A 22,632-nucleotide genomic window follows, 5' to 3' on the forward strand; every position below is an offset into this window, starting at 1 on the left:
ACGCGCGATGAACTGAAGGATCTGGCCTGCCTCGGCTTCTCCGCCGATTTGGTGATGCAGTCATTCTGCCACACCGCCGCTTACCCGAAACCCGTGGATGTGCAGACCCACCATTCGCTGCCAGACTTCATCATGAACCGCGGCGGCGTTTCGCTGCGTCCCGGCGACGGCATTATTCACTCCTGGCTTAACCGCATGTTGCTGCCGGACACGGTCGGCACTGGCGGTGACTCCCATACCCGTTTCCCGATTGGGATTTCGTTCCCGGCAGGCTCCGGTTTGGTGGCGTTCGCCGCTGCGACGGGCGTGATGCCGCTGGATATGCCGGAGTCCGTGCTGGTGCGCTTCAAGGGCAAGATGCAGCCGGGCATTACACTGCGCGATTTGGTCCACGCCATTCCGTATTACGCGATTCAGCAGGGGCTGCTGACCGTGGAGAAGAAAGGCAAAAAGAACATTTTCTCCGGCCGGATTCTGGAGATCGAGGGGCTGCCGGAGCTGAAAGTGGAGCAGGCGTTCGAACTGGCGGACGCCTCGGCGGAACGTTCGGCGGCAGGTTGCACCATCAAGCTGGATCAGGCGCCGATCGTGGAGTATCTCAACTCCAACATCGTGCTGCTGAAATGGATGATCTCGGAAGGTTATGGCGATCGCCGTACGCTGGAACGTCGCGTTCAGGGGATGGAGAAATGGCTGGCGGATCCGCAGCTGCTGGAAGCGGATAAAGATGCCGAGTACGCCGCCGTGATCGAGATCGATCTGGCCGATGTGACCGAGCCGATCCTGTGCGCGCCTAACGATCCGGACGATGCTCGTCTGTTGTCATCCGTGGCTAACAGCCAAATCGATGAGGTGTTCATCGGTTCCTGTATGACCAACATCGGGCACTTCCGCGCCGCCGGTAAGCTGCTGGAGCAGCATAAAGGCCAGCTGCCGACGCGCCTGTGGATGGCGCCGCCCACTAAAATGGATGCGGCTCAGCTGACCGAAGAGGGCTATTACAGCGTCTTTGGGAAAAGTGGCGCGAGGGTGGAAATTCCGGGATGTTCGCTGTGTATGGGTAATCAGGCCCGCGTGGCGGATGGCGCGACCGTGGTATCGACTTCCACGCGTAACTTCCCGAATCGCTTGGGCGACGGCGCCAACGTTTATCTGGCCTCCGCTGAAATGGCGGCGATCGCTGCTTTGCTGGGACGTTTACCGACGCCGGAGGAGTACCTGACTTATATGGCGCAGGTCGACAAAACGGCGCTCGATACCTATCGCTATCTCAACTTTGACCGGCTGTCTCAGTACACGGAAAAAGCGGATGGCGTGATCTTCCAAAGCGCCGTGTAATTCACGGATGTAAAATCGCAAGCTAAGCGCTATAGTGCGCGTCGCATAAGGGGGCCTCTGGCCCCCTTTATCATGATGGGCGGTGCAGCCAGAGAAGATATAACGCGTGGAGTGTCTCTGACATAAGCCTTGTCGGTAAGACGACGAGGGCTGAATACCGTCGGTCTCTCGAACGGCGAAGGACATCTGCCTCACATCACGATGATGACACTGATAACCGGCTTATTCACAGGAGCGACGGGATGGACTATGAATTTTTGCGTGATGTCACCGGCGTGGTCATCGTGCGCATGTCGATGGGGCATGAGGCCGTAGGGCATTGGCTCAATGAAGAAGTTAACGGTCAGTTGGCGGTGCTGGATGAGGTGGAAGCCGGCGCGCGTTCGGTGCTCGGCAGCGAACGTCAGTGGCAGTTGCAGGGGCACGAATACTCCCTGTTGTTGGATGAAGAAGAGGTCATCATCCGCGCCAATCAGCTCTCTTTAACCTGCGACGAGATGGAAGAAGGGATGAGCTACTACGATGAGGAAAGTCTGTCTCTGTGCGGTCTGGAGGATTTCCTCGCGCTGCTTTCGAAATACCGGCAGTTTATACAAACGCGGTAAACGCGGGTTTCGCCTTCCCCATAAGCAGGGAGCCTGTCTGAGCGCTCCCTCCCTTCGCGTACGTTAACGCATACTGGCCGCCATCGCGGCGACGTTATGGCTGAATGCCGCCGTGTAGGTGGCTGCCGGACCCGTGGCGTCCGTCAGGGCTTCCGGATACAGTTCGCCTCCCGGCTCCGCGCCGCTGGCATTGGCGATCTGTTTCACCAGACGGGGATCGGTCTGGTTTTCGATAAAGTAGCTCTTCACGTGCGTTTGCTTGATCTGGGTGATCAGTTCAGCCACGCCTTTGCTGCTGGCTTCCGACTCGGTGGAATAACCTAGCGGCGCCAGGAATTTCACGCCATAGGCGGCGGCGAAATAACCAAAGGCGTCGTGGCTGGTCAGCACCCTGCGTTTATCCTGCGGGATGGCGGCGAAGGTCTTTCTGGCGCTGTCGTCCAGCTGTTGCAACTGCTGGATATAACGCTCGCCGCGCTGGCGATAGTCCTGCGCATTCTCCGGATCGGCTTGATCAGCGCCTCCAGAATATTGCGCGCATAAATGACCCCATTCGCCATGCTGTTCCAGGCATGAGGATCCGTGGCGGTTTTGCCGTCTTCGACCAGGGTTAACGGCGTGACGCCCGTTGAGGCGGTAACCACCTCTCCCTTATAGCCCGAAGCGGCGATCAGCCGGTCGAGCCAGCCTTCCAGCCCCAATCCGCTAACGAAGACCAGATCCGCTTTCGCCAGCGTTTTGCTGTCTTTCGGCGATGGTTCGAATTCATGCGGGTCGCCATTCGGCCCGACCAAATTGGTGACGTGGACGTGCTCGCCGCCAATCTGATTGACCATATCCCCGAGTACGGAAAAGCTGGCGACGACGCCGAGATCTTTCGCCATCGCTAACGGACTCATCAGAAAGCCGGACAGCAGGAGTAGTAAAGTAGAACGTTTCAATTTTTTTCCCTCAGTGTGTGACGCAATCATCAACGGCGCGTGCGTAACATGCCGCCGTTAGAGCCAAAAAATACGGAAATACAGAAGAGGAGGGTGGCGGTCAGAATCACCGCTGGCCCGGCGGGCAAATCGGCGTAATACGACCACAGCAGCCCAATCAGGCTGGCGATGCAGCCGATAGCGACTGACAACGCTAGCATCATGCTGAGACGTTGAGTCCAGAAGCGTGCGCAGGCGGCGGGGAGCATCATCATACCGACCGCCATCAGCGTGCCGAGCAGTTGGAATCCCGCCACCAGATTAAGGACCACCAGCGATAAAAACAGACCGTGAATGGCGGCGCGGGCGCGTCCCGACAGCATGCGCATGAAGGTGACGTCGAACGACTCCATCACCAGAGCGCGGTAGATCACCGCTAGTATCAGCACCGACGCGGAAGTAATGACGCCGATGGTCAGCAGCGCGGGAGCGTCGATGGCCAGAATCGATCCGAACAATACATGCAGCAGGTCGACGCTGGAGCCGCGTAGCGAAACCAGCGTGACGCCGAGCGCCAGTGATCCGAGGTAAAAACCGGCGAAGCTGGCATCCTCCTTCAGTTCGGTGCGGCGGCTGACCAGTCCGGACATCATGGCAACGGCCAGCCCGGCGACGAAGCCGCCGATTCCCATCGCGACCAGCGACATGCCGGAGATGAGATAGCCGATGGCGACGCCCGGCAGGACGGCATGGGAAAGGGCATCGCCGATCAGGCTCATTCGACGCAGCAGCAGAAAACAGCCCAGCGGCGCGGCCCCGAGCGTCAATGCAAAACAGCCGACCAACGCCCGACGCATAAACCCGAAGTCGGCGAACGGCTGGGTGAGCAGATGAATGAAGGTCACTGCACTCTCCTCAGCGGGGGAATGGACGAGGGCGCTGGCGACAGCAGTTCATGGCAGTCGCCCCAGCGGGGACCGTCTTCGTTCAGCATGACGACGCGGGGAAAGTGCTGCTCCACCTGTTCCAGATCGTGCAACACCGCCAGCAGGGTACGCCCTTCTTCGTGGAGTTGCCGGATGACCTGCCAGAGCATGCGGACCGTTTCGGCATCGATACCGGTGAACGGCTCGTCGAGCAAAATAATCGGGGAGCGCATCGCCAGAAGCCGGGCGAACAGAACGCGTTGGAGTTGACCGCCGGATAGCTGACCAATGTGGACGTGTTCGACGTCGCTCATCCCTACCGTGTCCAACGCCGCCCGGGCTTGCTGGCGCAGCGCGGGCGTCAGGCGTCCAAACAGGCCGCTGTCCGGTACGCAGCCCATCAGCACCAGATCGCCGACGCTGAGGGGAAATTGACGGTCAAACTCGGACAGCTGCGGTAAATAGCCTATCGGCCGCGTGACGTCCGGCGCGATGCAGACGCAACCGGACAGCGGCGGCATTAACCCGGCCAGCGTTTTTAACAGCGTGGATTTTCCGCTACCGTTAGGACCGATGATGGCGGTAAGCGAACCGGGCTCGAAGCTGCCGTTAATCGTCCCCAACGGCGCATGCCGGTGATACCCGTAGGTGAGGTGATGTAACGCGATCATGCGAGTGTGACCGCCCAGGAAATCAGTCCCCACAGCAGGGTCAGCACCAGAGCGGCGATGACGGAGCGGGTCAGTGTGGAAAAGGAATAAAGGCTGTGCATGTTCTCTCCCTTGAGTTTGACTATGTTATAACATAACAAACTTAGCGCGAGGCGTTTTAGACGTAAAAAAGTTTTTCAGAAAGTCTTGAGCCCATGTTGAGCGTGGCAACACTCGTCATAAACAAGTCAGGCCCGCGCTCTGGAGAGACGCGGGCCTGACTTGTTTATAAGGACGCCGTGCGGGGTGTTCGGAGGATTACAGCTGCTTGTTCAGCGGGTCGGCGACCGGCATACGGCGACGCGATGGCATCGGCGTCACCTTGATGGTGCGGCGGCGTGAGGGCTTGATTTCACGTTCATGATAAAGCTTCAGAACGATCACCACCAACGCCAACACGGCGGTAATGCCGTTAGCCGTCATGACAGGAATGTCCTGTACGTTGAAGCCGTACGCGGTCCACGACGTCACCCCGAAGAACAGAGCGGCATACATCCCAAGGGAGATACCGGTCGTGTCTTTATTGCGAATGATGTGCAGCACTTGCAGGAAAAAAGAGCCAGTGGTGACCCAAGCGGCCAGCGCCCCGAGCGCCATCGGCCAGCGATAAAGTATGGCAATCGCGGCAGCGGCCGCCACCATTGTTCCGGTCACAATCGTGATGTTCTTCTTCATATTATGCTCCTTCACTCACCGGCTGCAGCACCACGCGAACTTCTTCTACGGCGGAGCCCAGGTGGTCAGCTAATGCTTCATGACGGCGTAATGAACCAAACAGCGCGGGGTGTTGCGAGAACGCGGTCAGCGGATCTGCGGATGAGAAAATGGCGTCAAAGTCGACGCTGTCGATGGCGCGATCTTCATAGCTGAAGGGCAGTTCGCCAGCATGATGCTGCTGCATAAAGAGGAAAAACAGCGCGGGCAAGCGTAGCGTCGCTCGCGGGATTTCATTCTGGTGATAGCGGTCTTTCAACGTCGGCACGATAAATCCATGCAGTTTAGCGATGCTATCCGAAGAGACGCGGGCCACGGTGTCACGGACGCCGCGGTTGCCGAAACGCGCCAGTACGCTTTCGCACTCCTCTTCCTGTACGTGAGTGATGCCGCGGCTGCGAAGCGCGGGCAGCACGTCCTGGATCACGTAGTCTCGTATCCATGACGTGATCTGCGGCGTCAGACTTTCATCGATGTAGCGTTTGTCCAGCAAAGCGCCGGCCCAGGCGATGCCGCTGTGGCTGGCGTTCAGCAGGCGGATTTTCGCCTCTTCGACCGTCGTGACGTCCTCGACGAATTCGACGCCGACTTCTTCCAGCGGCGGACGTTCGCTCACGAAATGATCTTCGATCACCCAGCGAGCGAAACGTTCGGCGGAAAGCGGAGCCGCATCGTCGGTGATGCCCTGTTTTTCCAGACGGGCATAGAGCGCTTCGTCAAATTTCGGCGTAATCCGGTCGACCATGCTGTTGGGGGCGGAGGTGTTGTCTTCCATCCACTCAACCAGATCCTGCCGTTCCTTGGCGACCAGAAATTCACGCAGCCCCTGCGAGAAGCTATCGCCATTTTGCAGCAGGTTGTCGCAGCACAGTAAAGTCACCGGTCCGCTTTGCTGTTGTTGACGGGCGGTCAAAATCAGCGTCAATGCGCCATATAAAGTATTTATTTCACCTTCATCGCGAAGATCGGCCTGCACCGCGGGGTGCGTCAGATCGAGGTGGCCATCGTCGTCCAGGAAGTAACCTCCCTCGGTAACGGTGAAAGAAATAATTTTTGTCTCGGGAGCGGCGCCTACAGCCACCGTGGAGGCCAATTGGCTATCCCAAAGAATGATTTGATCGACTGCGTCTATGGTCTCGTAGGTATGTTCGCCGTCAGGGGAAATGGTTTCCAGCGTGTAGAGACCGTTCTGAGATTTGAGCTGCTGAAGCGTTTTTTGCGTTGAGCTATTGCGGATGTTGGATAGCGCCATGTGCCATCGCTTGTTGCCCTGCTTTCGCAGCTGGTTAAGGTACCAGGCCTGATGCGATCGAAAGAACGCACTTGCACCCAGATGAAGCCAGTTAGAGGAATCTGTCGTTGATATAGCCAAACCCTTTCCTTACTCCATTGGAGATAATTTATTCGATATTAAGGGTAGCACTTTTTGCAACATAATAAAAATATGTTAATTATCAGTCACTTGATGTTTTTTTCGAATAAAGGGGACAAGCCGACGACCGAGGGGAGACGATGACCTGAGGGTCAGCATCGACGTTTCCGCCCGACTCGCCGGCTGGGGGATTACTTGATGTTTACGCTCCATTTGGAGACTTTAAAGGTACCCGAGCCTTTATACACTTCGGTGCCGAATTCGATACTGCTGATGTACTTGGTGTTGCTCATCCACTGTGTCGATTTGACCAGATAGTCCGTGAAATTTTTGATATTGAGATTTGCGGAAGTCTGATTACTTTTGATGACAAAAGAATAGACGTTCCAGCTGCTGACCGTGCCTTTGTAGACATCCCAAGGAATGCCGCCGATGGTGACGGTATTCACATAACTACCGGCCGGTGAGGCATTGGTGCTGTTCATCCAGATCATCAGCTCATCTGTCGGGGTCGACCACCAGTTTGCATTGTTGTCTGAGTGGAACCAGATATCGTAAGAGACATTGTACGTGCCCGTTGCATTGGAAAAGGACCAGGCCGCGGTAGTATTAATGTTTTTGTTTTCGGACAGGCGAACCGGCAGTCCGGTATTGGTCCCGTATCCCGTGGTCCAGTGCCAACCATGAACGATGGAGGGGTAGCCTTTCACCGAGTTGACGTCGCTGGGCCATGACCACGACCATCCCATATCCGTCGCGCTGTTGACATAAATGGCTTGCTGCCCGTTAGGCACTGCGCTTTTTCCCCAAGTATTGTTGTAGACATAATCGATGCCGCTCGGTAGAAAAAGTTTGGCATTATCGCCAGAGGATGACGCCGCTAACGCGCCGCCGTTCGCCATGATCACCGCCATGGCAATAGAGGCAAAACCCACTGTCTTTTTCATAAACATGCTCCTTGTTTTATACCTAAAATAAATATGACCTGTTAACACCCATTGTCGTTGTTAACCGGTTTCTTTCATCGATTCCATTTCGTTCACGAATAGGGGTTCTGGCGTATATAATGAGTCGGTGTTAAATAAAATAATAAAAAATCAATTATTCGAGTAAAGACGATCTTACTGTGGATAATCAAGTTATTCCAAAGTTTCCATGAATAACTGGATGTATCGCTCATTTATTGAGTTTCATGGCTTTGTTTGCGCGTTAAAAGACCACTTCTTAAAATTGTTTTTTGTCTCGTTCTATTAAAGTTAATTGCGACATTATTGATGTGATATACATATCTCATATCGTCATTTTTGTGATGCATGAATAACCTTTCTGTCTATTTTTAGTAAATTAACTGACCTTTTTTGATCTCGTTTCCAAAAAATAAAACCAAGTTTGATATGAGGGCATTACATGTTGAATATGGGTTATATAATGAGATTATTCCCATCGACATTAATGCACGAATATTTTTCACCGATCGATATGCTTTTTTTCGATTTTTTCATTGTGCTGTTTAACTGCCATTGAATTATGGGCAAAGATAAACGGTTCTTCAATGGAAAAGACCAATTTATTGCTGATGCGCTTAATAAGTGGAAGCAGATAAAAGATATAATCTCAACAATTTCAGTGAGTTGATTGGGATAGTTAAAGGATTTTGATTATTTATTTTTTATTTTAATGTGAAATATAAGCGGTTTTTTGAGGTGATACGGTTATTTTTTAGTTCTTTTTGAGATATACATGTTGGGCTTTTTAGTATTCATTTATTATGAAGTTAATGATTGATATATTAATCAAGTGTTCATCAGTGGCTAAAATAGTTATATCAGCGGAATTGTTACGGTTGATATACTGATTTTTTCGAAGGAATGAGTTGGTCTATCAAAAATAAAAGGTGCCTGAAGATGACTCAGACACCTCAGAGGCACATAAATAAGTCAGCATCAGGCTGCTTTGTTTTTCATTGCCGAGCGGAGAGCAAGCTCATCCGGCGTTTTCAGGAAGGGCGTCAGTACAGCACTCAGAATATACAATCCTGCATAGATGCCTAATACGCCGCCGGCGCCGAGCGAAAAGTAAAGCAGTGCGTCGATGGCCGGGCGTATTGTCGTTTTTCCACATAAGGAAGGAGTAGGCGAATAGGAGATAACCGATACCGCGTACGGCATAAAAGGGCAGCCCCCAGGCTTGCTCGACGTCATCGCCGATCATGAATATGGTCAGGCCGATATAGCCCATGGTAGATTTTTAGGCAGTCCTGGTTTTCGTGATTTTTTATTTTCTCAAACATTTATCCCGGAATTGGAAAAGAAAGAGCGATTGCCTTATTTATCGATGATATCCTGGCGACGATGTCTATTTCTGATATTTCCCGCGACCTGAATGGCAGCGTTGCCGGTATTACCAATGTTTATAAATCACCGGGTTTACCATATTTCACGATCTTAAAATGAGTATTGCTAAGAAAGAGGTTAATTTGGAAGAGATTATCGAAATTCCCGTTATACATGACGCGGATCTTTATACTAATAAAGTCATTGAGATCACATCATTCAATTCTATTTTTTTCCTATAAGACAGTTTGGAAGCGATAAGCTGTCGTGTCATAGAATCCCTTGCACCGCTGCCGATTACCTTCCCCGTAAGGGGCGAAAATCATTCTCGCGGGCTGTGGGGGTTTTGGCGTCGTCTATGGGGATTTCAATCACAAGCCACTAAAATTGGGTGTATTTCCTTATGCGATCAGCGGCAGCCATAAATAGCTAATGAGCGCATCGCTAAAGTTGCCGGGAGATATTCTGCTGGCTGTTTCACATTCAGGTCAAATGACCGATAGTATTGATTGTGGTGGAGGAGGCCAACGCAAGAGGCGCGGAGTCCATTTGCCTGAATATGTATTCTTATCGCCTGTCAGGCGGCATCTAGGTGTTTTCGGTGATGCCTACTGGTAAATGATTTTCTAAACTCCACGCACTAAAAAACCCCGATATCTCGGGTTTTTTAGTGGATTTTTTAACGAATGAGTCGGGTTCAAATCAGAACGGGATATCGTCGTCGAAATCCATCGGCGGTTCATTGTTCGGCGCTGCCGGAGCGGTATTCTGCTGCGGGCGCGCTGCCTGTCCGCCGCCACTGAACTGGTTGTTCGCCTGCGGCTGCTGAGGCTGACCCCAGCCGCCCTGCTGCTGGTTGTTGCCGCCTGCAGGCGCGCCCGCCGGTGCGCCGCCGCCTGAACGGCCGCCGAGCATCTGCATGGTGCCGCCGATATTGACGACGACTTCCGTCGTGTAACGGTCGGTGCCGCTTTGATCCTGCCATTTACGCGTCTGCAGCTGGCCTTCGATATAAACCTGAGAACCCTTGCGCAGGTATTCTCCGGCGACTTCAGCCAGTTTGCCGAACAGCACAACGCGGTGCCACTCGGTTTTTTCTTTCTGCTCGCCGGTTTGCTTATCGCGCCAGCTTTCGGACGTGGCCAGGGTAATGTTGGCTACTGCGCCGCCATTCGGCATGTAACGAACTTCCGGGTCTTGTCCGAGATTCCCGAGAAGAATGACTTTATTAACGCCTCTGCTGGCCATGTGGGTGTCTCCTGATGGATCAATTTTTAAATAGTCTAAACGATGAATTCTAGCATGCTACACCGCCTTATAATACTCGCGATGCGCGCCGCATAATTTTTTCCTTTACGCGGTTAATTGACAACCACCACTGGTTATCCATTCAGTTTTATTTATGCCATAATCATTGGTTTCGTACTGGATTTCTCTCTGTGTGAGGGATGCAAAACAGCGTCAATGACGGGAAGTATGTGAATGGATAATATCGAAGTTCGTGGTGCCCGTACTCATAATCTCAAGAATATCAATCTGATAATCCCTCGCGATAAGCTGATTGTGGTCACGGGATTATCCGGATCCGGAAAGTCATCGCTGGCTTTTGACACCCTCTACGCCGAGGGGCAGCGACGTTACGTAGAATCTCTGTCAGCGTATGCCCGGCAGTTTTTGTCCCTGATGGAAAAACCGGACGTCGATCATATCGAAGGGTTGTCGCCGGCTATTTCCATTGAACAGAAGTCGACGTCGCATAACCCGCGTTCGACCGTCGGCACCATCACTGAAATTCATGACTACCTGCGCCTGCTGTATGCCCGCGTCGGTGAGCCGCGCTGTCCGGAACACAACGTTCCGCTGGATGCGCAGACCGTGAGTCAGATGGTGGATAACGTGCTGGCGCAGCCGGAAGACAAGCGGCTGATGCTGCTGGCGCCGATCGTAAAAGATCGCAAGGGCGAGCATACCAAAACGCTGGAGAATCTGGCGACGCAGGGTTACATCCGCGCCCGAATCGACGGCGAGGTGTGCGACCTGTCCGATCCGCCGAAGCTGGAGCTGCAGAAGAAGCACACCATCGAGGTCGTCGTTGACCGCTTCAAGGTCCGCAGCGATCTGGCCCAGCGGTTGGCGGAGTCGTTCGAAACCGCGCTGGAGCTGTCCGGCGGCAGCGCCGTCGTTGCCGACATGGATGACAGCAGTGTGGCCGAACTGCTGTTCTCCGCCAACTTTGCCTGTCCAATCTGCGGCTACAGCATGCATGAGATGGAACCGCGCATGTTCTCCTTCAACAACCCCGCCGGCGCGTGCCCGACTTGCGATGGGTTAGGCGTGCAACAATTTTTCGATCCGTCCCGCGTCATCCAAAACCAGGAACTCTCTCTGGCGGGCGGGGCGATTCGCGGATGGGATCGCCGCAATTTTTACTACTTCCAGATGTTGCGATCGCTGGCGGAACACTACGAGTTTGATGTCGACGCACCGTTCAACAGCCTGAGCGCGGACATTCAAAAGGTCGTGCTGTACGGTTCCGGCAAACAGAACATCGAATTCAAATACATTAACGACCGCGGCGATACTTCGGTGCGACGACACCCGTTCGAAGGGGTGCTGCACAATATGGAGCGTCGCTATAAAGAAACGGAATCAACGGCGGTGCGCGAAGAGCTGGCGAAGTTTATCAGCAACCGCTCCTGCGCCAGCTGCCACGGTACCCGCCTGCGCGAAGAGGCTCGCCACGTCTACGTGGCCGAGACCACGCTGCCGCACATTTCCGACATGAGCATCGGTCAGGCGTTGAGTTTTTTCCAGAATATTGAGCTGAGCGGTCAGCGGGCGAAGATTGCCGAAAAAGTGTTGAAAGAAATCGGCGATCGGCTGCGCTTCCTGGTGAACGTGGGTCTGAATTATCTGTCGCTTTCCCGCTCGGCGGAAACGCTGTCCGGCGGCGAGGCGCAGCGTATCCGGTTGGCGAGCCAGATTGGCGCGGGGCTGGTCGGCGTAATGTACGTGCTGGACGAGCCGTCCATCGGTCTGCATCAACGGGACAACGAACGTCTGTTGGAAACGTTGATCCACCTGCGCGACCTCGGCAATACGGTGATCGTGGTTGAGCATGATGAGGATGCGATCCGCGCCGCCGATCACGTGATTGATATCGGTCCCGGCGCCGGGGTGCATGGCGGCGAGGTGATCGCCGAAGGCACCGTCGACCAGATTATGGCCGTTCCCGAATCCCTGACCGGGCAGTTCCTCAGCGGTCAGCGAAAAATTGAGGTGCCGGCTGAACGCGTACCGGCCGACCCCACCAAGGTACTGAAATTGATCGGCGCCAAAGGCAACAACCTCAAAGATGTGACGCTGACGCTGCCGGTAGGATTGTTTACCTGCATCACCGGGGTGTCCGGTTCGGGCAAGTCTACGCTGATCAACGATACGCTGTTCCCGCTGGCTCAGCGGCAGTTGAATGGCGCCACCATCGCTGAATCCGCGCCGTATCGCGATATTCAGGGATTGGATCACTTCGACAAAGTGATCGATATCGATCAAAGCCCGATCGGCGTACGCCGCGCTCCAACCCGGCGACGTACACCGGCGTGTTCACGCCGATTCGTGAGCTGTTCGCCGGCGTGCCGGAATCACGTACCCGTGGTTATAACCCTGGTCGTTTCAGCTTTAACGTGCGGGGCGGCCGCTGCGAAGCGTGCCAGGGCGACGGCGTCATCAAGGTCGAGATGCACTTCCTGCCGGATATTTACGTGCCGTGCGATCAGTGCAAGGGCCATCGCTACAATCGTGAAACGCTGGAGATTAAATACAAAGGCAAAAGCATTCACGAAGTGCTGGATATGACGATTGAGGACGCCCGTGAATTCTTCGACGCCATTCCGGCGCTGGCGCGTAAGTTGCAAACGCTGATCGATGTCGGCTTGTCCTACATCCGTTTGGGCCAGTCGGCCACGACGCTGTCGGGCGGCGAGGCGCAACGCGTCAAGCTGGCGCGTGAACTGTCCAAGCGCGGCACAGGCCAAACGCTGTACATTCTGGATGAACCGACCACCGGGCTGCATTTCGCCGATATCCAACAGCTGCTGGCGGTACTGCATCAGCTGCGCGATCAGGGCAATACCATTGTCGTCATCGAGCATAATCTGGATGTGATTAAAACCGCCGACTGGATTGTGGATTTAGGACCGGAAGGCGGCAGCGGCGGCGGTGAAATACTGGTTAGCGGCACGCCGGAAACCGTGGCGGAGTGCAAAGCTTCGCACACCGCGCGTTTCCTCAAACCACTACTGGCGCGAGACTAAACGCGCGTTGTCTGAACCGTTCGTCCGCGTGGAGAAATCGTCCGCACGGACGAACCCGTCTGCCATGCTAGAGAGGCTGCATATGTGGATGCAACGAGACGTCGTTCTGAAGCCAAAAAGCCGCGGCTTTCATCTGATCACCCGCGACGTCCTTGCGGCGATACCTGAAATCAGACAGCTGCGGATTGGGCTGTTGCAGGTGTTCATCAAGCACACTTCCGCGGCGTTAACGCTGAATGAAAATGCCGATCCCACGGTGCGTCAGGATTTTGAAAGCGCTTTCAACCGACTGGTGCCGGAAAATGAGCATGACTACCTTCACTGCGATGAAGGCAGCGACGATATGCCCGCGCATCTCAAGTCCAGCCTGCTGGGCAGCAGCGTGCTGTTACCGGTCAGCGACGGTAGCCTGAATATAGGGATATGGCAGGGCATTTACCTGTGTGAACACCGTAATCACGGCGGGAGTCGTTCGCTGGTGCTGACGCTGCAGGGCGAATAGCCATGCAGGGCCGCCGTCTTCTTTAGAGCGGGGCAATGCTTCCGCTAGCGATATACTCCACCACCACGCGATTCCTACCGGTATTTTTTGCCTTGTATAAGGCGTTGTCGGCGGTCTTGACCGCCATGTCTAGCGGACACTGTTTCGGCGTAAAGGACGTTACGCCTAACGACACGGTCACGTGGCGGCACATGGGGAAGATCATGCGCTCCACGCTCTTACGCAGGCGTTCGGCGATGATGGAAGCGATATGGATATCTGTCCCGGGCAAGAGCATCAAGAACTCCTCTCCGCCGGTTCGACACATAATATCCATCTTGCGGGCGTTGCTGCGGATCTGTTGGCCAAGCTGGCGGATAACCTCGTCGCCGATGTCGTGGCCATAGGTGTCGTTGACCTGCTTGAAGTTATCAATATCAATCACCACGACCGACACCGATTTCTTTTCCAGCATGACCATTTCCAACCCTTCCTGAAGTCCCCGACGGTTTAACAGTCCCGTCAGCGGATCGGTATGCGCCTCCGAACTGAGGCGACCAATGCGTTTATGCAGCATCATGGTGCCAAGCAAAATCGCATCCTTGAGCTGAGCGGCTTCCACATACCAAGAGGGCACCGCGCGAATCTGGCTGATTGCACCCTGTTCGCTCATTCGGCTAGCCGTCATTGCCAGCTGGCGCAGCGGCCGGGCGATGAAGACGGCGAAGATCATCAAGACCAACAGTGTCAGCAGGGCGACCGGGGTAGCTTCTTTCAGCACGCTGTACATCACGTTATTCAAGGCTTTGTCCGTCACGGCGGAGGATTGCAGGGTGATGACGGTCCAACCCGTTTTATGCACTTTGGCGAAGCCGGCCAATACCAGATTGCTTTGTTCGTCGGGCATCATGAAAGAACCGGTGTCCTGACTGGCGGTGGCTTTCTTCAATTGTTGATCGTTAATGTGCTCGCCTAACGGGACTTTGTTGTTGTAGTGATAGATGGTATTCCCTTCATTATCAATAATATAAACCATTGATCTGTCGTTATTGAGCGGTGTGAATTCATCCATGATGCGCAATTTGGTCAGATGAATGGCGCCGCGAATATCTCCCAGGTGTACGCCTTGTTCACTGACTATGGGCGCTGACAAGGCGATCGCGTAGTCGTTTTCGTTGGTTTTATAGGGGAGACTGGCGGCGACGTTGTCGGGTTGGAGGGGAGAGAGGCTGGTATCTGCGACCAGTTTATTGACCTCCTGCACATTACTATCCGGGGAGAACGCGACCAGATTGTTATTATTATCGACGATAATGACCGAATTAAAATTTTGGCTTAATTGAAAGATACGATCGGTCTCTTCCTGAATTTGGCTGGTGTCAGGAAAATATTTTGAGATGAAGCGTGCGCTGTAAGTCATCTGTTTTTTTGAAATAGATAATACGTTCTCCACGCTCGCGGCCAGACGTGAGGAATAATCTATATTGATTTTGGCTAACTGATTAGCGAACAACTCTTTATAGACGTTATAGATAGAGAGATAACCATTTGTCAGTGTGACCAACATGCTTGCTATTGAGATGGATAGAATTAGCCCCCGCAAATTGATCTGAAATATCTTCTTTATTTTCATCCAGTTCCAACCGGTTTTTAAAACTTTATCATGGTGGAGGTAATCACAAAGTCATTGTGTTAGCGTGCGAACTATTTTTATAGGGTTTAGAGTTTCTGGTGTTATTTCTAATTAAAACTTATTACGTGAAAATAGCAAAAAAATATCCAAAAAGTTAGTGGTAATAATAATTTTTATTATTTATGAATGGATGGTGTCATTAATTCTTATAGGAGTAAAAAAAGTATCTTGTCTTTTATTATAAGGAGGGGCATTAAATAAAATTTATTATCTAAATGGTAACCGGTTTCTCTTTTTTTCGTCATCCCAGATTGCAGCGGTGAGACAAAATGATAAGAAATGATGCGATTGTGGTGATGGGTTTTGGGTGTTTTTGTGTAATAGCCCTTTGTCTAAATAGTAGACTTTGCAGGCAGTGAGCTTGCGGTTATGTGTAAAGATGGCGATTAATATGTAAAGTTGTGGCATTTGTGGCCGATGAAGAGCACACACGACTGTGTTGTTGGCAGGGCTCGTTGGAGGTCATTGGGATAATTAACGCGGCGATAATCGTTGTCATTTATCCAAAATTTCCTCTGGTATTTTCCACTCTGTTTTAAATTCGGCACGGTTAATTCGGCTCTCTTCCGTTTTGTCGGTAGCGCGATATCGGGGGAATTATCCCATTGCTTGATGGCGGTCATGAAAATTTAGCATGAAAGATGCTGTCGGCGGTGCGTTGTCGTGGCGCACCGTTTTTACATGGCGTCACTGTTGAATAAACGTCAGGTCATCAGTCAATGGGCTTAGAGCCTATCCCATATAGGTCGAGTTCTCTGGCCGCAGTGGTTTGAGAAAGTACTCGTTATCCCACGTATTTCGCCTACGTGTCGGATGAGTATTGTGCTCGCACAGGTTGACCGGATGTCGTCGACACAAAATGCCAGACGTTTTTTCTGCGTCGCCCGTGTCAGCCTCGCCGAGTCAATAACGCCTGCTGGGATAGGCTTTTTGTTTTTTCCCCGTTTCGTCATCTCGCTTAACTCTCCGTCATTCGTGAGGAGCGCTGATTTTGCGCTGTGAAAATAGACATCTCCCACGGTCTTTCATGTTGTCACTGCGCAATGTGATTCATGTTAGTGATTATTTAGTCAGAAAATATTCACTCTGGTTTTTACTGTTATGGTTTTTCATTTTTGTATAAAAAAGGGAACAAGATTATGCGTTTATCTGATTGGAAAATAGGCTATCGGCTTGCCGCCGGATTTGCCGTTTTAGTGTTAATGATTTGCATCGTCAGTTTCGTCTCTATTTCCAGACTGTCGGACTTTCACGAAGATGCGCGCGGCATCGTAACGGATATTTATCCGCAGACGGTACAATCGAATAACTTGATTGATAACGTCAACGCCGTTGTCCTCGCGTATCAGAAACTCCTTCTGGTGCAGGATGAAGAAAAAAGTCGCGTCGTCATGAACGAGATTGCCGATCAGGCGAAGAAAATCACCGCGTTGATGCAGGATATCGACAAAAACGCCGAACAGCTGAACGATGAGGGTTCCAAGCGCATTATGGATAACATCCATGCGATCCGCGGCGAATTCCTGATCTCGGGAAGAAATATCATCGACCGAATCAAAGCGGGCGATACGGCGGGGGCGACCATTGAATTCAATACCCATCTGGATGTTATTCAAAGCCAGTACCGCGCAGCCGTGGCCTCGCTCATCGACCATCAGGACGATGCCATGGGCAACACGATGCACCAAATGGAAGACACCTATAACTTCACGCGTTGGTTGCTGCTGGGTATTTTGGCCTCCTGCGTGGTGTTAGTGGTCGTGATTGCCCGGGTGTTGACCGGCAGCATTACTTATCCCATCCGTCAGGCGCTGGATCTGGCCGAAAGCGTGGCCAAAGGCGATCTGACCTCTGAAGTGCCGTCTTCAGGCAAAGATGAAATGGGCCAACTGCTGCGTTCGTTGGAACACATGAACGTCAGCCTAAGCCAGATTGTCGGTCAGGTGCGCGACGGCGCGGAAAGTATCTCCTCTGCGGCGTCACAGATTGCGGCCGGCAACCAGGATCTGTCCGCACGTACGGAAGAGCAGGCGAGCTCTCTGGAACAGACGGCGTCTTCTATGGAAGAGCTGACGTCGACCATCACCAATACCGCAGAAAATACCCGCCATGCGACCAGTATTGCCGATCAGGCTTCTACCGCGGCGAAGCAGAGCAGCGACGTTATGCTGTCTGTGACGCACAAAATGCGCGGTATTCGCGACTCGTCCCAGCGTATGGCGGAAATCATCGGTGTGATCGACGGTATTGCCTTCCAGACCAACATTCTGGCGCTGAACGCGGCGGTGGAAGCGGCGCGTGCCGGCGAGCAGGGCAGAGGTTTTGCGGTGGTTGCGGGTGAAGTTCGTTCTCTGGCGCAACGCAGTGCCACGGCGGCGAAAGAGATCAAAGAACTGATCGACGACTCCGTCAGCAAAATCCAGGAAGGCATGCAGCTTGTGGACTCCGCAGAAGACAACATGTCCAGCCTGACCACGCATGTGCAGGACGTGAACGAGATCATCAGCGAAATCTCTCAGGCCAGCGGCGAGCAGAGCGATGGCATCAACCAGATCAACATCGCGGTCGGCCAGATTGACTCCACAACGCAGCAGAACGCCGCGCTGGTGGAAGAGTCCGCCTCGGCGGCGCTGTCTCTGCAGTCGCAGGCGACGATGCTGACCGATGCGGTGAGCACCTTCAAATTGAGCCACAGCTTTGTCGCCACAAGCGGCCGTCAGCAGCCACAGGCGTCCGCGGCGAGCGCGCTGCCCGTAGCGAAAGCGGTTAAGCAGGAAAAAACGCTGCCAGCGACGGCTGCCGCCAGCTCTGAAGACTGGACGTCGTTCTAAAACGTCACGGCTGGCGGCGCATTGCCGTCGGCCCCAGATATCCGCCTCGGCGGATATCTGCATGTCCCTCCGGCGGTCGCTGAACTTCGGCGGCCGTCGTCCCGCCTGAACAAATCTCAAAAAAAGCCCAAAAAAAAGCCTGCCGTTTGATGCCGGCAGGCAGTATGAGCAAACGATGTTATTGCACGGCGGCGAATGCCGCGGCAACCCTTTGTACATTGCTGTGATTAAGTCCGGCCATACAAACGCGACCGCTGGCGATGAGGTAAACGCCGAACTCCTCGCGCAGCCGATCCACTTGTTCAGGGCTAAAACCCGTGTAGCTGAACATTCCACGTTGCGTCAGCAGGTAGTCGAAATTACGATCGGGCAGGGCTTGCTTCAGCGCATCCACCAACGTTTGACGCATCTCCGAGATACGTTGACGCATCGCCGTCACCTCGGCATGCCATTCGGCGTTCAGCGTTTCATCGTTGAGCACGTGAGAAACCAGCTGTCCGCCGAAGTTCGGCGGGCTGGAGTAGTTGCGGCGCACCGTGGCTTTCAACTGACCCAATACGCGCTCTGCGGCCTGACGGTCTTCACAAATGACGGACAGCCCGCCGACGCGTTCGCTGTATAGCGAGAAAATTTTCGAAAACGAATTGCTCACCAGCGCAGGCAAGCCGGAGCCCGCGATGGCGCGGATGGCGTAAGCATCGTCGTCCATGCCAGCGCCAAATCCCTGATAGGCGATATCCAGGAAAGGGATCAGCTTGCGTGACAGCAGCACTTCAATCATTTGATCCCATTGCGCATGGGTCAAATCCGCGCCGGTCGGATTGTGGCAGCAGGGATGCAACAGAACGATGCTTTGTGCTGGCAGCTGTTTCAGCGCGTCGAGCATGCCCTGGAAGTTCACGCCGCGGCTGTCGTTGTCGAAGTAAGGTAGGTATGAACCTGGAAGCCAGCGCCGGAGAAGATGGCGATATGGTTTTCCCAGGTCGGGTCGCTGACCCAGACTTCAGAATCAGGAAAATAGCGCTTCAGAAAATCGGCGCCGACTTTCAGCGCGCCTGAGCCGCCTACAGTCTGGATCGTGGCGATGCGCCCGGCGCTCAGCGCGGGGTGGTGATCGCCAAACAGCAGCCGCTGAATCGCGCTGCGATAAGACGCCAATCCTTCCATCGGCAGGTAGCTGCTCGCATGTTTGAACTGATCCGTCAGTTGAGCCTGTGCGGCGCTGACCGCTTTCAACTGGGGGATCACCGCGTGCTCGTCGTAGTACAGCCCGATGCTGAGGTTGACTTTATCGGCTCGGGGGTCCTGTTTAAATTGTTCCATCAGCGACAGAATGGGATCGCCCGCATAGGCGTCAACATGTTGAAACACAGTCACATACTCCTGGATTAGTCGATATCTCGCGTAGTGATAATGCCGATAGTCCTAAGACGTTACACCGCGTAGCGTCCGGGGCGGTGATTCATGGCAATAATCAGATTCAGGATGGTTGCTCCCATGATAGAGGCAACCAGCATGGGTATGCTTACCACGAACAACGACGCCAGCACAATAATCACATCCACTACCATTTGAAATTTCCCGGCCCTGATTCCACTTTTATCCTGTAGATAAAGCGCAAGAATATTCACGCCGCCCAGGCTGGCTTTGTGGCGGAACAAGACGATAAATCCCAACCCCATAATCACATTGCCGAACAGCGTCGCATAAAAAGGATCCAGCCGGTCGATATGGATGAAGTGTCCGTGCAGGTCGGAAAATACCGAGACCAGCGCGACAGCGCAGAAGGTCTTGAGCGTAAAACGCCAGCCCATACGGCGGATCGCCAGATAGTAAAACGGCAGGTTGATCAGGAAGAACGCGACGCCGAATGAGAGATGAAGCACATAGTGCAGCAAAAAGGCCATGCCTGCGGTTCCCCCGGTCAGGGCGCCGGACTGGCGCAGCAGCACGACGCCAAAAGACACCATAAGTGTACCGATAAGGAGCGCGATCATATCCTCTATGGGGGTGTGCGACAGATCGTCGTGGCTGATGACACTATCCATAAGAACAGTACGTTAGTTGATTGAACGATAGAGAATAGGAAGCAAAAAGCGCACCAGGCTACGCCAGTCCGGAGTAGTCTGGGTGATCTGCAAACAGTTTCAAGGCTAACGTATTGAAATCGCGGAGGGTTAATTTTGCACGAAACGCGCGTTAAATGAGGTTTTTTTCGTTGGGGTGTGAGAAATATCCTTCACTGGTGCGTAATCTGACTGATCCATGTGCACCATAATAAAGCCTTATGCCCCAATTTGGGGCAATCAGACCGTTGCCGCCATCAGCCCATTTTCCTTAAGACGATTGAGGACCACCGAGGTTTTCAGGTGCGCCACGCTCTTGTTCTGCGACAGGATATGACTGATCAGTTCGCTCAGCCCGGGCAGATCAGCCACCGCGACTTTCAGCAGGTAGTCGGCGTCGCCGGTCGTTTTATAGGCGTCGATGATGGCATCCACTTCGCCCAGCATTTGGTGGAAGCTGTCCACGCATTCCGGGGTGTGATTGATGAGGCGTACTTCGATCAATCCCAGCGTTTCCAGCCCCATCGCGTCCGGCGCCAAGCGGGCGTGATAGCCCAAAATCAGCTGTGCGTGTTCAAGAGCAATGCGACGACGCGAGCACTGCGATGCGGACAGCCCGACCAGCTCGCTGAGCTCCTGATTGGTCAGTCGGCCGTTGGACTGCAGTAGCGTCAGAATTTTCAGGTCAAAGTCATCAATGTTGTACATGGCGATGTTTACCGGGCAAAAGACGGTCTTACAGACTAACAGGTTTTTACCGCTCGGAAACCCTGCGGCCGTCCCGGCGAGAGGCGTCTGAACGACAACGCGTATTAAGCGCGCTGTAATGCGGGAATCGGCATGCGATCCACGAGCGGTTTTCGGGCGAAAATCTGGAGCATTATGCCAAGGACGCTGAGTTTGAAAGCGCAGGATAGTGGATTGCGCTCTAACTGTTGGTGCGCCTGTCGGGATGTGTCATAAAGAGTGAAAAATTATCACGTCGGCGCAAGCACGACGTCGCTCAACGTCAATAGTAAGGGTGAAATGAATGAAGAAATGGTTCCCGCTGACTCTGTTGCTGGCTTCCGGCGCCGCAAGCGCCGCATCCCATCTGGATAGCGTGCAGCAGCAGGGCGTGCTGAGAGTCTGTACCACCGGCGATTACAAGCCTTACAGCTTGCTGCGAGAAGACGGCGAATACGAAGGGATCGATATCGATATGGCGCACTCGCTGGCCGCCAGCCTCGGGGTGAAGGTCGCCTGGGTGAAAACGACCTGGAAAACGCTGATGCCCGACTTTCTGGCAGGGCAGTGTGATATCGCCGTTGGCGGCATTTCCGTGACACTGGAGCGACAGAAAAAAGCGTTCTTTACGAACCGAATCGACGTGGATGGCAAAATCCCGCTGGTGCGTTGCGAAGACAAAGCGAAGTATCAGACGATCGACCAAATCAACCGTCCGTCCGTGCGTTTGATTGAACCTGCCGGCGGCACCAATGAGGCGTTTGCGCACGCTCATTTGCCTCATGCGCAGCTGATGCTGCACGATAACGTCACGATCTTCCAGCAGCTGGCGGACGGTAAAGCCGACGTCATGATTACCGAAGCCTCGGAGGCGTTGTACCAGCAGAAACACTATCCCTCGCTGTGTGCGGTCAATCCGGAGCATCCGTTGCAGTATGGAGAAAAAGCCTTTTTACTGCCGCGGGATGACTCAAGCTGGAAACAGTATGTGGACCAATGGCTGCACTTGACAAAATCCACCGGAGAGCACCAGCAGATTATGGGGAGATGGCTTTCCGTAACAAAGTAATAATCCATTAATGGGTAAGTATTAGGTGATTTAGGCTAAAATAGCCTCACTTAACCAGATTTCACGCGATCGCATCGATAGCTAAAAGGAACAATATTTTATCTATCGGTGCTTTTTTTGTTCATATTTTTTGAACGTAGTCACCAAATTAACCCAATTTTAACAGCGCCGTAACTGGACTATGATTATCCACATCGAAGACAGACATCGTCTTCCTAATAATCATGTGAAGGATATTTTATGAAAATGCTCAATACCGTTATCGCCGCTGTGGTACTTTCTACCGCTTCATTCGCCACGTTAGCCGCGACCGAAGTCAACCAGTCTCAGGATTCGTCCATCGGCAGCGTATCCGCCAAAGCAAGAAACCTGAGCGATCTTCAATCCAACCTGTCTTCCGCGGCTGATGCCTCGGGTGCGAAGTCATTCCGCATCATCTCCACGATGGACAGCAGCAACCATATCCGCGGTGTCGCTGAACTTTATAACTAATTTTTTCTGTGGGGCATCTTCTTCATAAGGTTGGCTGCTCATG

The 22,632-nt window shown here is 53.3% G+C and carries 16 protein-coding genes and 3 pseudogenes; 7 read left to right on the plus strand and 12 right to left on the minus strand.

The window, feature by feature from the left end; all coding sequences use genetic code 11:
* Together AU509_RS11595 and yacL are read left to right on the plus strand one after the other, a co-directional pair.
* The coding region (locus AU509_RS11595) for a bifunctional aconitate hydratase 2/2-methylisocitrate dehydratase (RefSeq protein ID WP_100053522.1) at window positions 1-1,338 on the plus strand (1,338 nt) is incomplete at its 5' end.
* 242 nt (window positions 1,339-1,580) lie between these two features.
* Window positions 1,581-1,943, plus strand: coding sequence for a protein YacL (gene yacL / locus AU509_RS11600; protein WP_085652933.1), 363 nt, complete (start codon window positions 1,581-1,583; stop codon window positions 1,941-1,943).
* 63 nt (window positions 1,944-2,006) lie between these two features.
* Here the strand turns inward: yacL and AU509_RS11605 are convergent.
* The 8 genes and pseudogenes from AU509_RS11605 to ssb1 form a co-directional block, all read right to left on the minus strand.
* Window positions 2,007-2,884: pseudogene (locus tag AU509_RS11605) on the minus strand (metal ABC transporter substrate-binding protein).
* A 29-nt stretch (window positions 2,885-2,913) separates the two neighbouring features.
* Complete coding sequence (locus AU509_RS11610; RefSeq protein ID WP_100053523.1) at window positions 2,914-3,768, minus strand: metal ABC transporter permease; 855 nt, start codon at window positions 3,766-3,768, stop codon at window positions 2,914-2,916.
* Window positions 3,765-4,460: a metal ABC transporter ATP-binding protein gene (locus tag AU509_RS11615; RefSeq protein WP_099045407.1), complete on the minus strand. Its 696-nt coding sequence runs from the start codon at window positions 4,458-4,460 to the stop codon at window positions 3,765-3,767. Before AU509_RS11615 ends, AU509_RS11610 begins: the two co-directional genes overlap by 4 nt.
* A gap of 297 nt (window positions 4,461-4,757) precedes the next feature.
* Window positions 4,758-5,174 carry a SemiSWEET family sugar transporter gene (locus tag AU509_RS11620; RefSeq protein WP_085652932.1) on the minus strand — a complete coding sequence of 139 codons (417 nt, stop codon included), beginning with the start codon at window positions 5,172-5,174 and terminating at the stop codon, window positions 4,758-4,760.
* 1 nt (window position 5,175) lies between these two features.
* On the minus strand, window positions 5,176-6,585 hold the full coding sequence (gene dalD, locus AU509_RS11625; RefSeq protein ID WP_094118397.1) for a D-arabinitol 4-dehydrogenase: 1,410 nt from the start codon (window positions 6,583-6,585) through the stop codon (window positions 5,176-5,178).
* Between the two features lie 191 nt (window positions 6,586-6,776).
* Window positions 6,777-7,532, minus strand: a complete 756-nt coding sequence (locus tag AU509_RS11630) for a GH12 family glycosyl hydrolase domain-containing protein (RefSeq protein ID WP_244200993.1) — start codon at window positions 7,530-7,532, stop codon at window positions 6,777-6,779.
* Between the two features lie 996 nt (window positions 7,533-8,528).
* On the minus strand, window positions 8,529-8,753 hold the full coding sequence (locus tag AU509_RS17835; protein ID WP_254901569.1) for a hypothetical protein: 225 nt from the start codon (window positions 8,751-8,753) through the stop codon (window positions 8,529-8,531).
* Window positions 8,754-9,620: 867 nt separating this feature from the next.
* On the minus strand, window positions 9,621-10,166 hold the full coding sequence (ssb1, locus tag AU509_RS11640; RefSeq protein ID WP_094100823.1) for a single-stranded DNA-binding protein SSB1: 546 nt from the start codon (window positions 10,164-10,166) through the stop codon (window positions 9,621-9,623).
* Between the two features lie 234 nt (window positions 10,167-10,400).
* Between ssb1 and uvrA the strand changes: the two are divergent.
* Both uvrA and AU509_RS11650 read left to right on the plus strand, forming a co-directional pair.
* Window positions 10,401-13,231: pseudogene (gene uvrA / locus AU509_RS11645) on the plus strand (excinuclease ABC subunit UvrA).
* Window positions 13,232-13,313: 82 nt separating this feature from the next.
* Window positions 13,314-13,733, plus strand: coding sequence for a secondary thiamine-phosphate synthase enzyme YjbQ (locus AU509_RS11650; RefSeq protein ID WP_085652927.1), 420 nt, complete (start codon window positions 13,314-13,316; stop codon window positions 13,731-13,733).
* 22 nt (window positions 13,734-13,755) lie between these two features.
* Here AU509_RS11650 and AU509_RS11655 read toward each other — a convergent pair whose 3' ends face one another.
* On the minus strand, window positions 13,756-15,132 hold the full coding sequence (locus tag AU509_RS11655) for a sensor domain-containing diguanylate cyclase (RefSeq protein ID WP_244200992.1): 1,377 nt from the start codon (window positions 15,130-15,132) through the stop codon (window positions 13,756-13,758).
* A 1,412-nt stretch (window positions 15,133-16,544) separates the two neighbouring features.
* On the opposite strand from AU509_RS11655, the gene AU509_RS11660 reads away from it, so the two are divergent.
* Window positions 16,545-18,236 carry a methyl-accepting chemotaxis protein gene (locus AU509_RS11660; protein WP_094118400.1) on the plus strand — a complete coding sequence of 564 codons (1,692 nt, stop codon included), beginning with the start codon at window positions 16,545-16,547 and terminating at the stop codon, window positions 18,234-18,236.
* A gap of 178 nt (window positions 18,237-18,414) precedes the next feature.
* Here the strand turns inward: AU509_RS11660 and AU509_RS11665 are convergent.
* The 3 genes and pseudogenes from AU509_RS11665 to AU509_RS11675 form a co-directional block, all read right to left on the minus strand.
* Window positions 18,415-19,607, minus strand: a pseudogene (locus tag AU509_RS11665) (amino acid aminotransferase).
* Between the two features lie 62 nt (window positions 19,608-19,669).
* Complete coding sequence (locus tag AU509_RS11670; RefSeq protein WP_094118401.1) at window positions 19,670-20,284, minus strand: YitT family protein; 615 nt, start codon at window positions 20,282-20,284, stop codon at window positions 19,670-19,672.
* Window positions 20,285-20,542: 258 nt separating this feature from the next.
* Entirely contained in the window at window positions 20,543-21,010 is a 468-nt protein-coding gene (locus tag AU509_RS11675; RefSeq protein WP_094118402.1) for an Lrp/AsnC family transcriptional regulator, read from the minus strand.
* 322 nt (window positions 21,011-21,332) lie between these two features.
* Here AU509_RS11675 and AU509_RS11680 point away from each other — a divergent pair, with 322 nt between their 5' ends.
* Window positions 21,333-22,097: a transporter substrate-binding domain-containing protein gene (locus AU509_RS11680; RefSeq protein ID WP_085651094.1), complete on the plus strand. Its 765-nt coding sequence runs from the start codon at window positions 21,333-21,335 to the stop codon at window positions 22,095-22,097.
* 240 nt (window positions 22,098-22,337) lie between these two features.
* Window positions 22,338-22,589, plus strand: coding sequence for a YdgH/BhsA/McbA family protein (locus AU509_RS11685; protein WP_094118403.1), 252 nt, complete (start codon window positions 22,338-22,340; stop codon window positions 22,587-22,589).
* Window positions 22,590-22,632: the final 43 nt, after the last annotated feature.

The organism is Lonsdalea britannica (genome assembly GCF_002111595.1).
GTDB lineage: Bacteria > Pseudomonadota > Gammaproteobacteria > Enterobacterales > Enterobacteriaceae > Lonsdalea > Lonsdalea britannica.

What these genes read in the sequence shown, in the direction of transcription:
- AU509_RS11670 (WP_094118401.1), bottom strand. Translation starts at nt 20,284, where the DNA reads ATGGATAGTGTCATCAGCCACGACGATCTGTCGCACACCCCCATAGAG.
- AU509_RS11620 (WP_085652932.1), bottom strand. Translation starts at nt 5,174, where the DNA reads ATGAAGAAGAACATCACGATTGTGACCGGAACAATGGTGGCGGCCGCT.
- AU509_RS11630 (WP_244200993.1), bottom strand. Translation starts at nt 7,532, where the DNA reads ATGAAAAAGACAGTGGGTTTTGCCTCTATTGCCATGGCGGTGATCATG.
- AU509_RS11685 (WP_094118403.1), top strand. Translation starts at nt 22,338, where the DNA reads ATGAAAATGCTCAATACCGTTATCGCCGCTGTGGTACTTTCTACCGCT.
- yacL (WP_085652933.1), top strand. Translation starts at nt 1,581, where the DNA reads ATGGACTATGAATTTTTGCGTGATGTCACCGGCGTGGTCATCGTGCGC.
- ssb1 (WP_094100823.1), bottom strand. Translation starts at nt 10,166, where the DNA reads ATGGCCAGCAGAGGCGTTAATAAAGTCATTCTTCTCGGGAATCTCGGA.
- AU509_RS17835 (WP_254901569.1), bottom strand. Translation starts at nt 8,753, where the DNA reads ATGCCGTACGCGGTATCGGTTATCTCCTATTCGCCTACTCCTTCCTTA.
- AU509_RS11655 (WP_244200992.1), bottom strand. Translation starts at nt 15,132, where the DNA reads ATGACTTACAGCGCACGCTTCATCTCAAAATATTTTCCTGACACCAGC.
- AU509_RS11615 (WP_099045407.1), bottom strand. Translation starts at nt 4,460, where the DNA reads ATGATCGCGTTACATCACCTCACCTACGGGTATCACCGGCATGCGCCG.
- AU509_RS11680 (WP_085651094.1), top strand. Translation starts at nt 21,333, where the DNA reads ATGAAGAAATGGTTCCCGCTGACTCTGTTGCTGGCTTCCGGCGCCGCA.
- AU509_RS11650 (WP_085652927.1), top strand. Translation starts at nt 13,314, where the DNA reads ATGTGGATGCAACGAGACGTCGTTCTGAAGCCAAAAAGCCGCGGCTTT.
- AU509_RS11675 (WP_094118402.1), bottom strand. Translation starts at nt 21,010, where the DNA reads ATGTACAACATTGATGACTTTGACCTGAAAATTCTGACGCTACTGCAG.
- AU509_RS11660 (WP_094118400.1), top strand. Translation starts at nt 16,545, where the DNA reads ATGCGTTTATCTGATTGGAAAATAGGCTATCGGCTTGCCGCCGGATTT.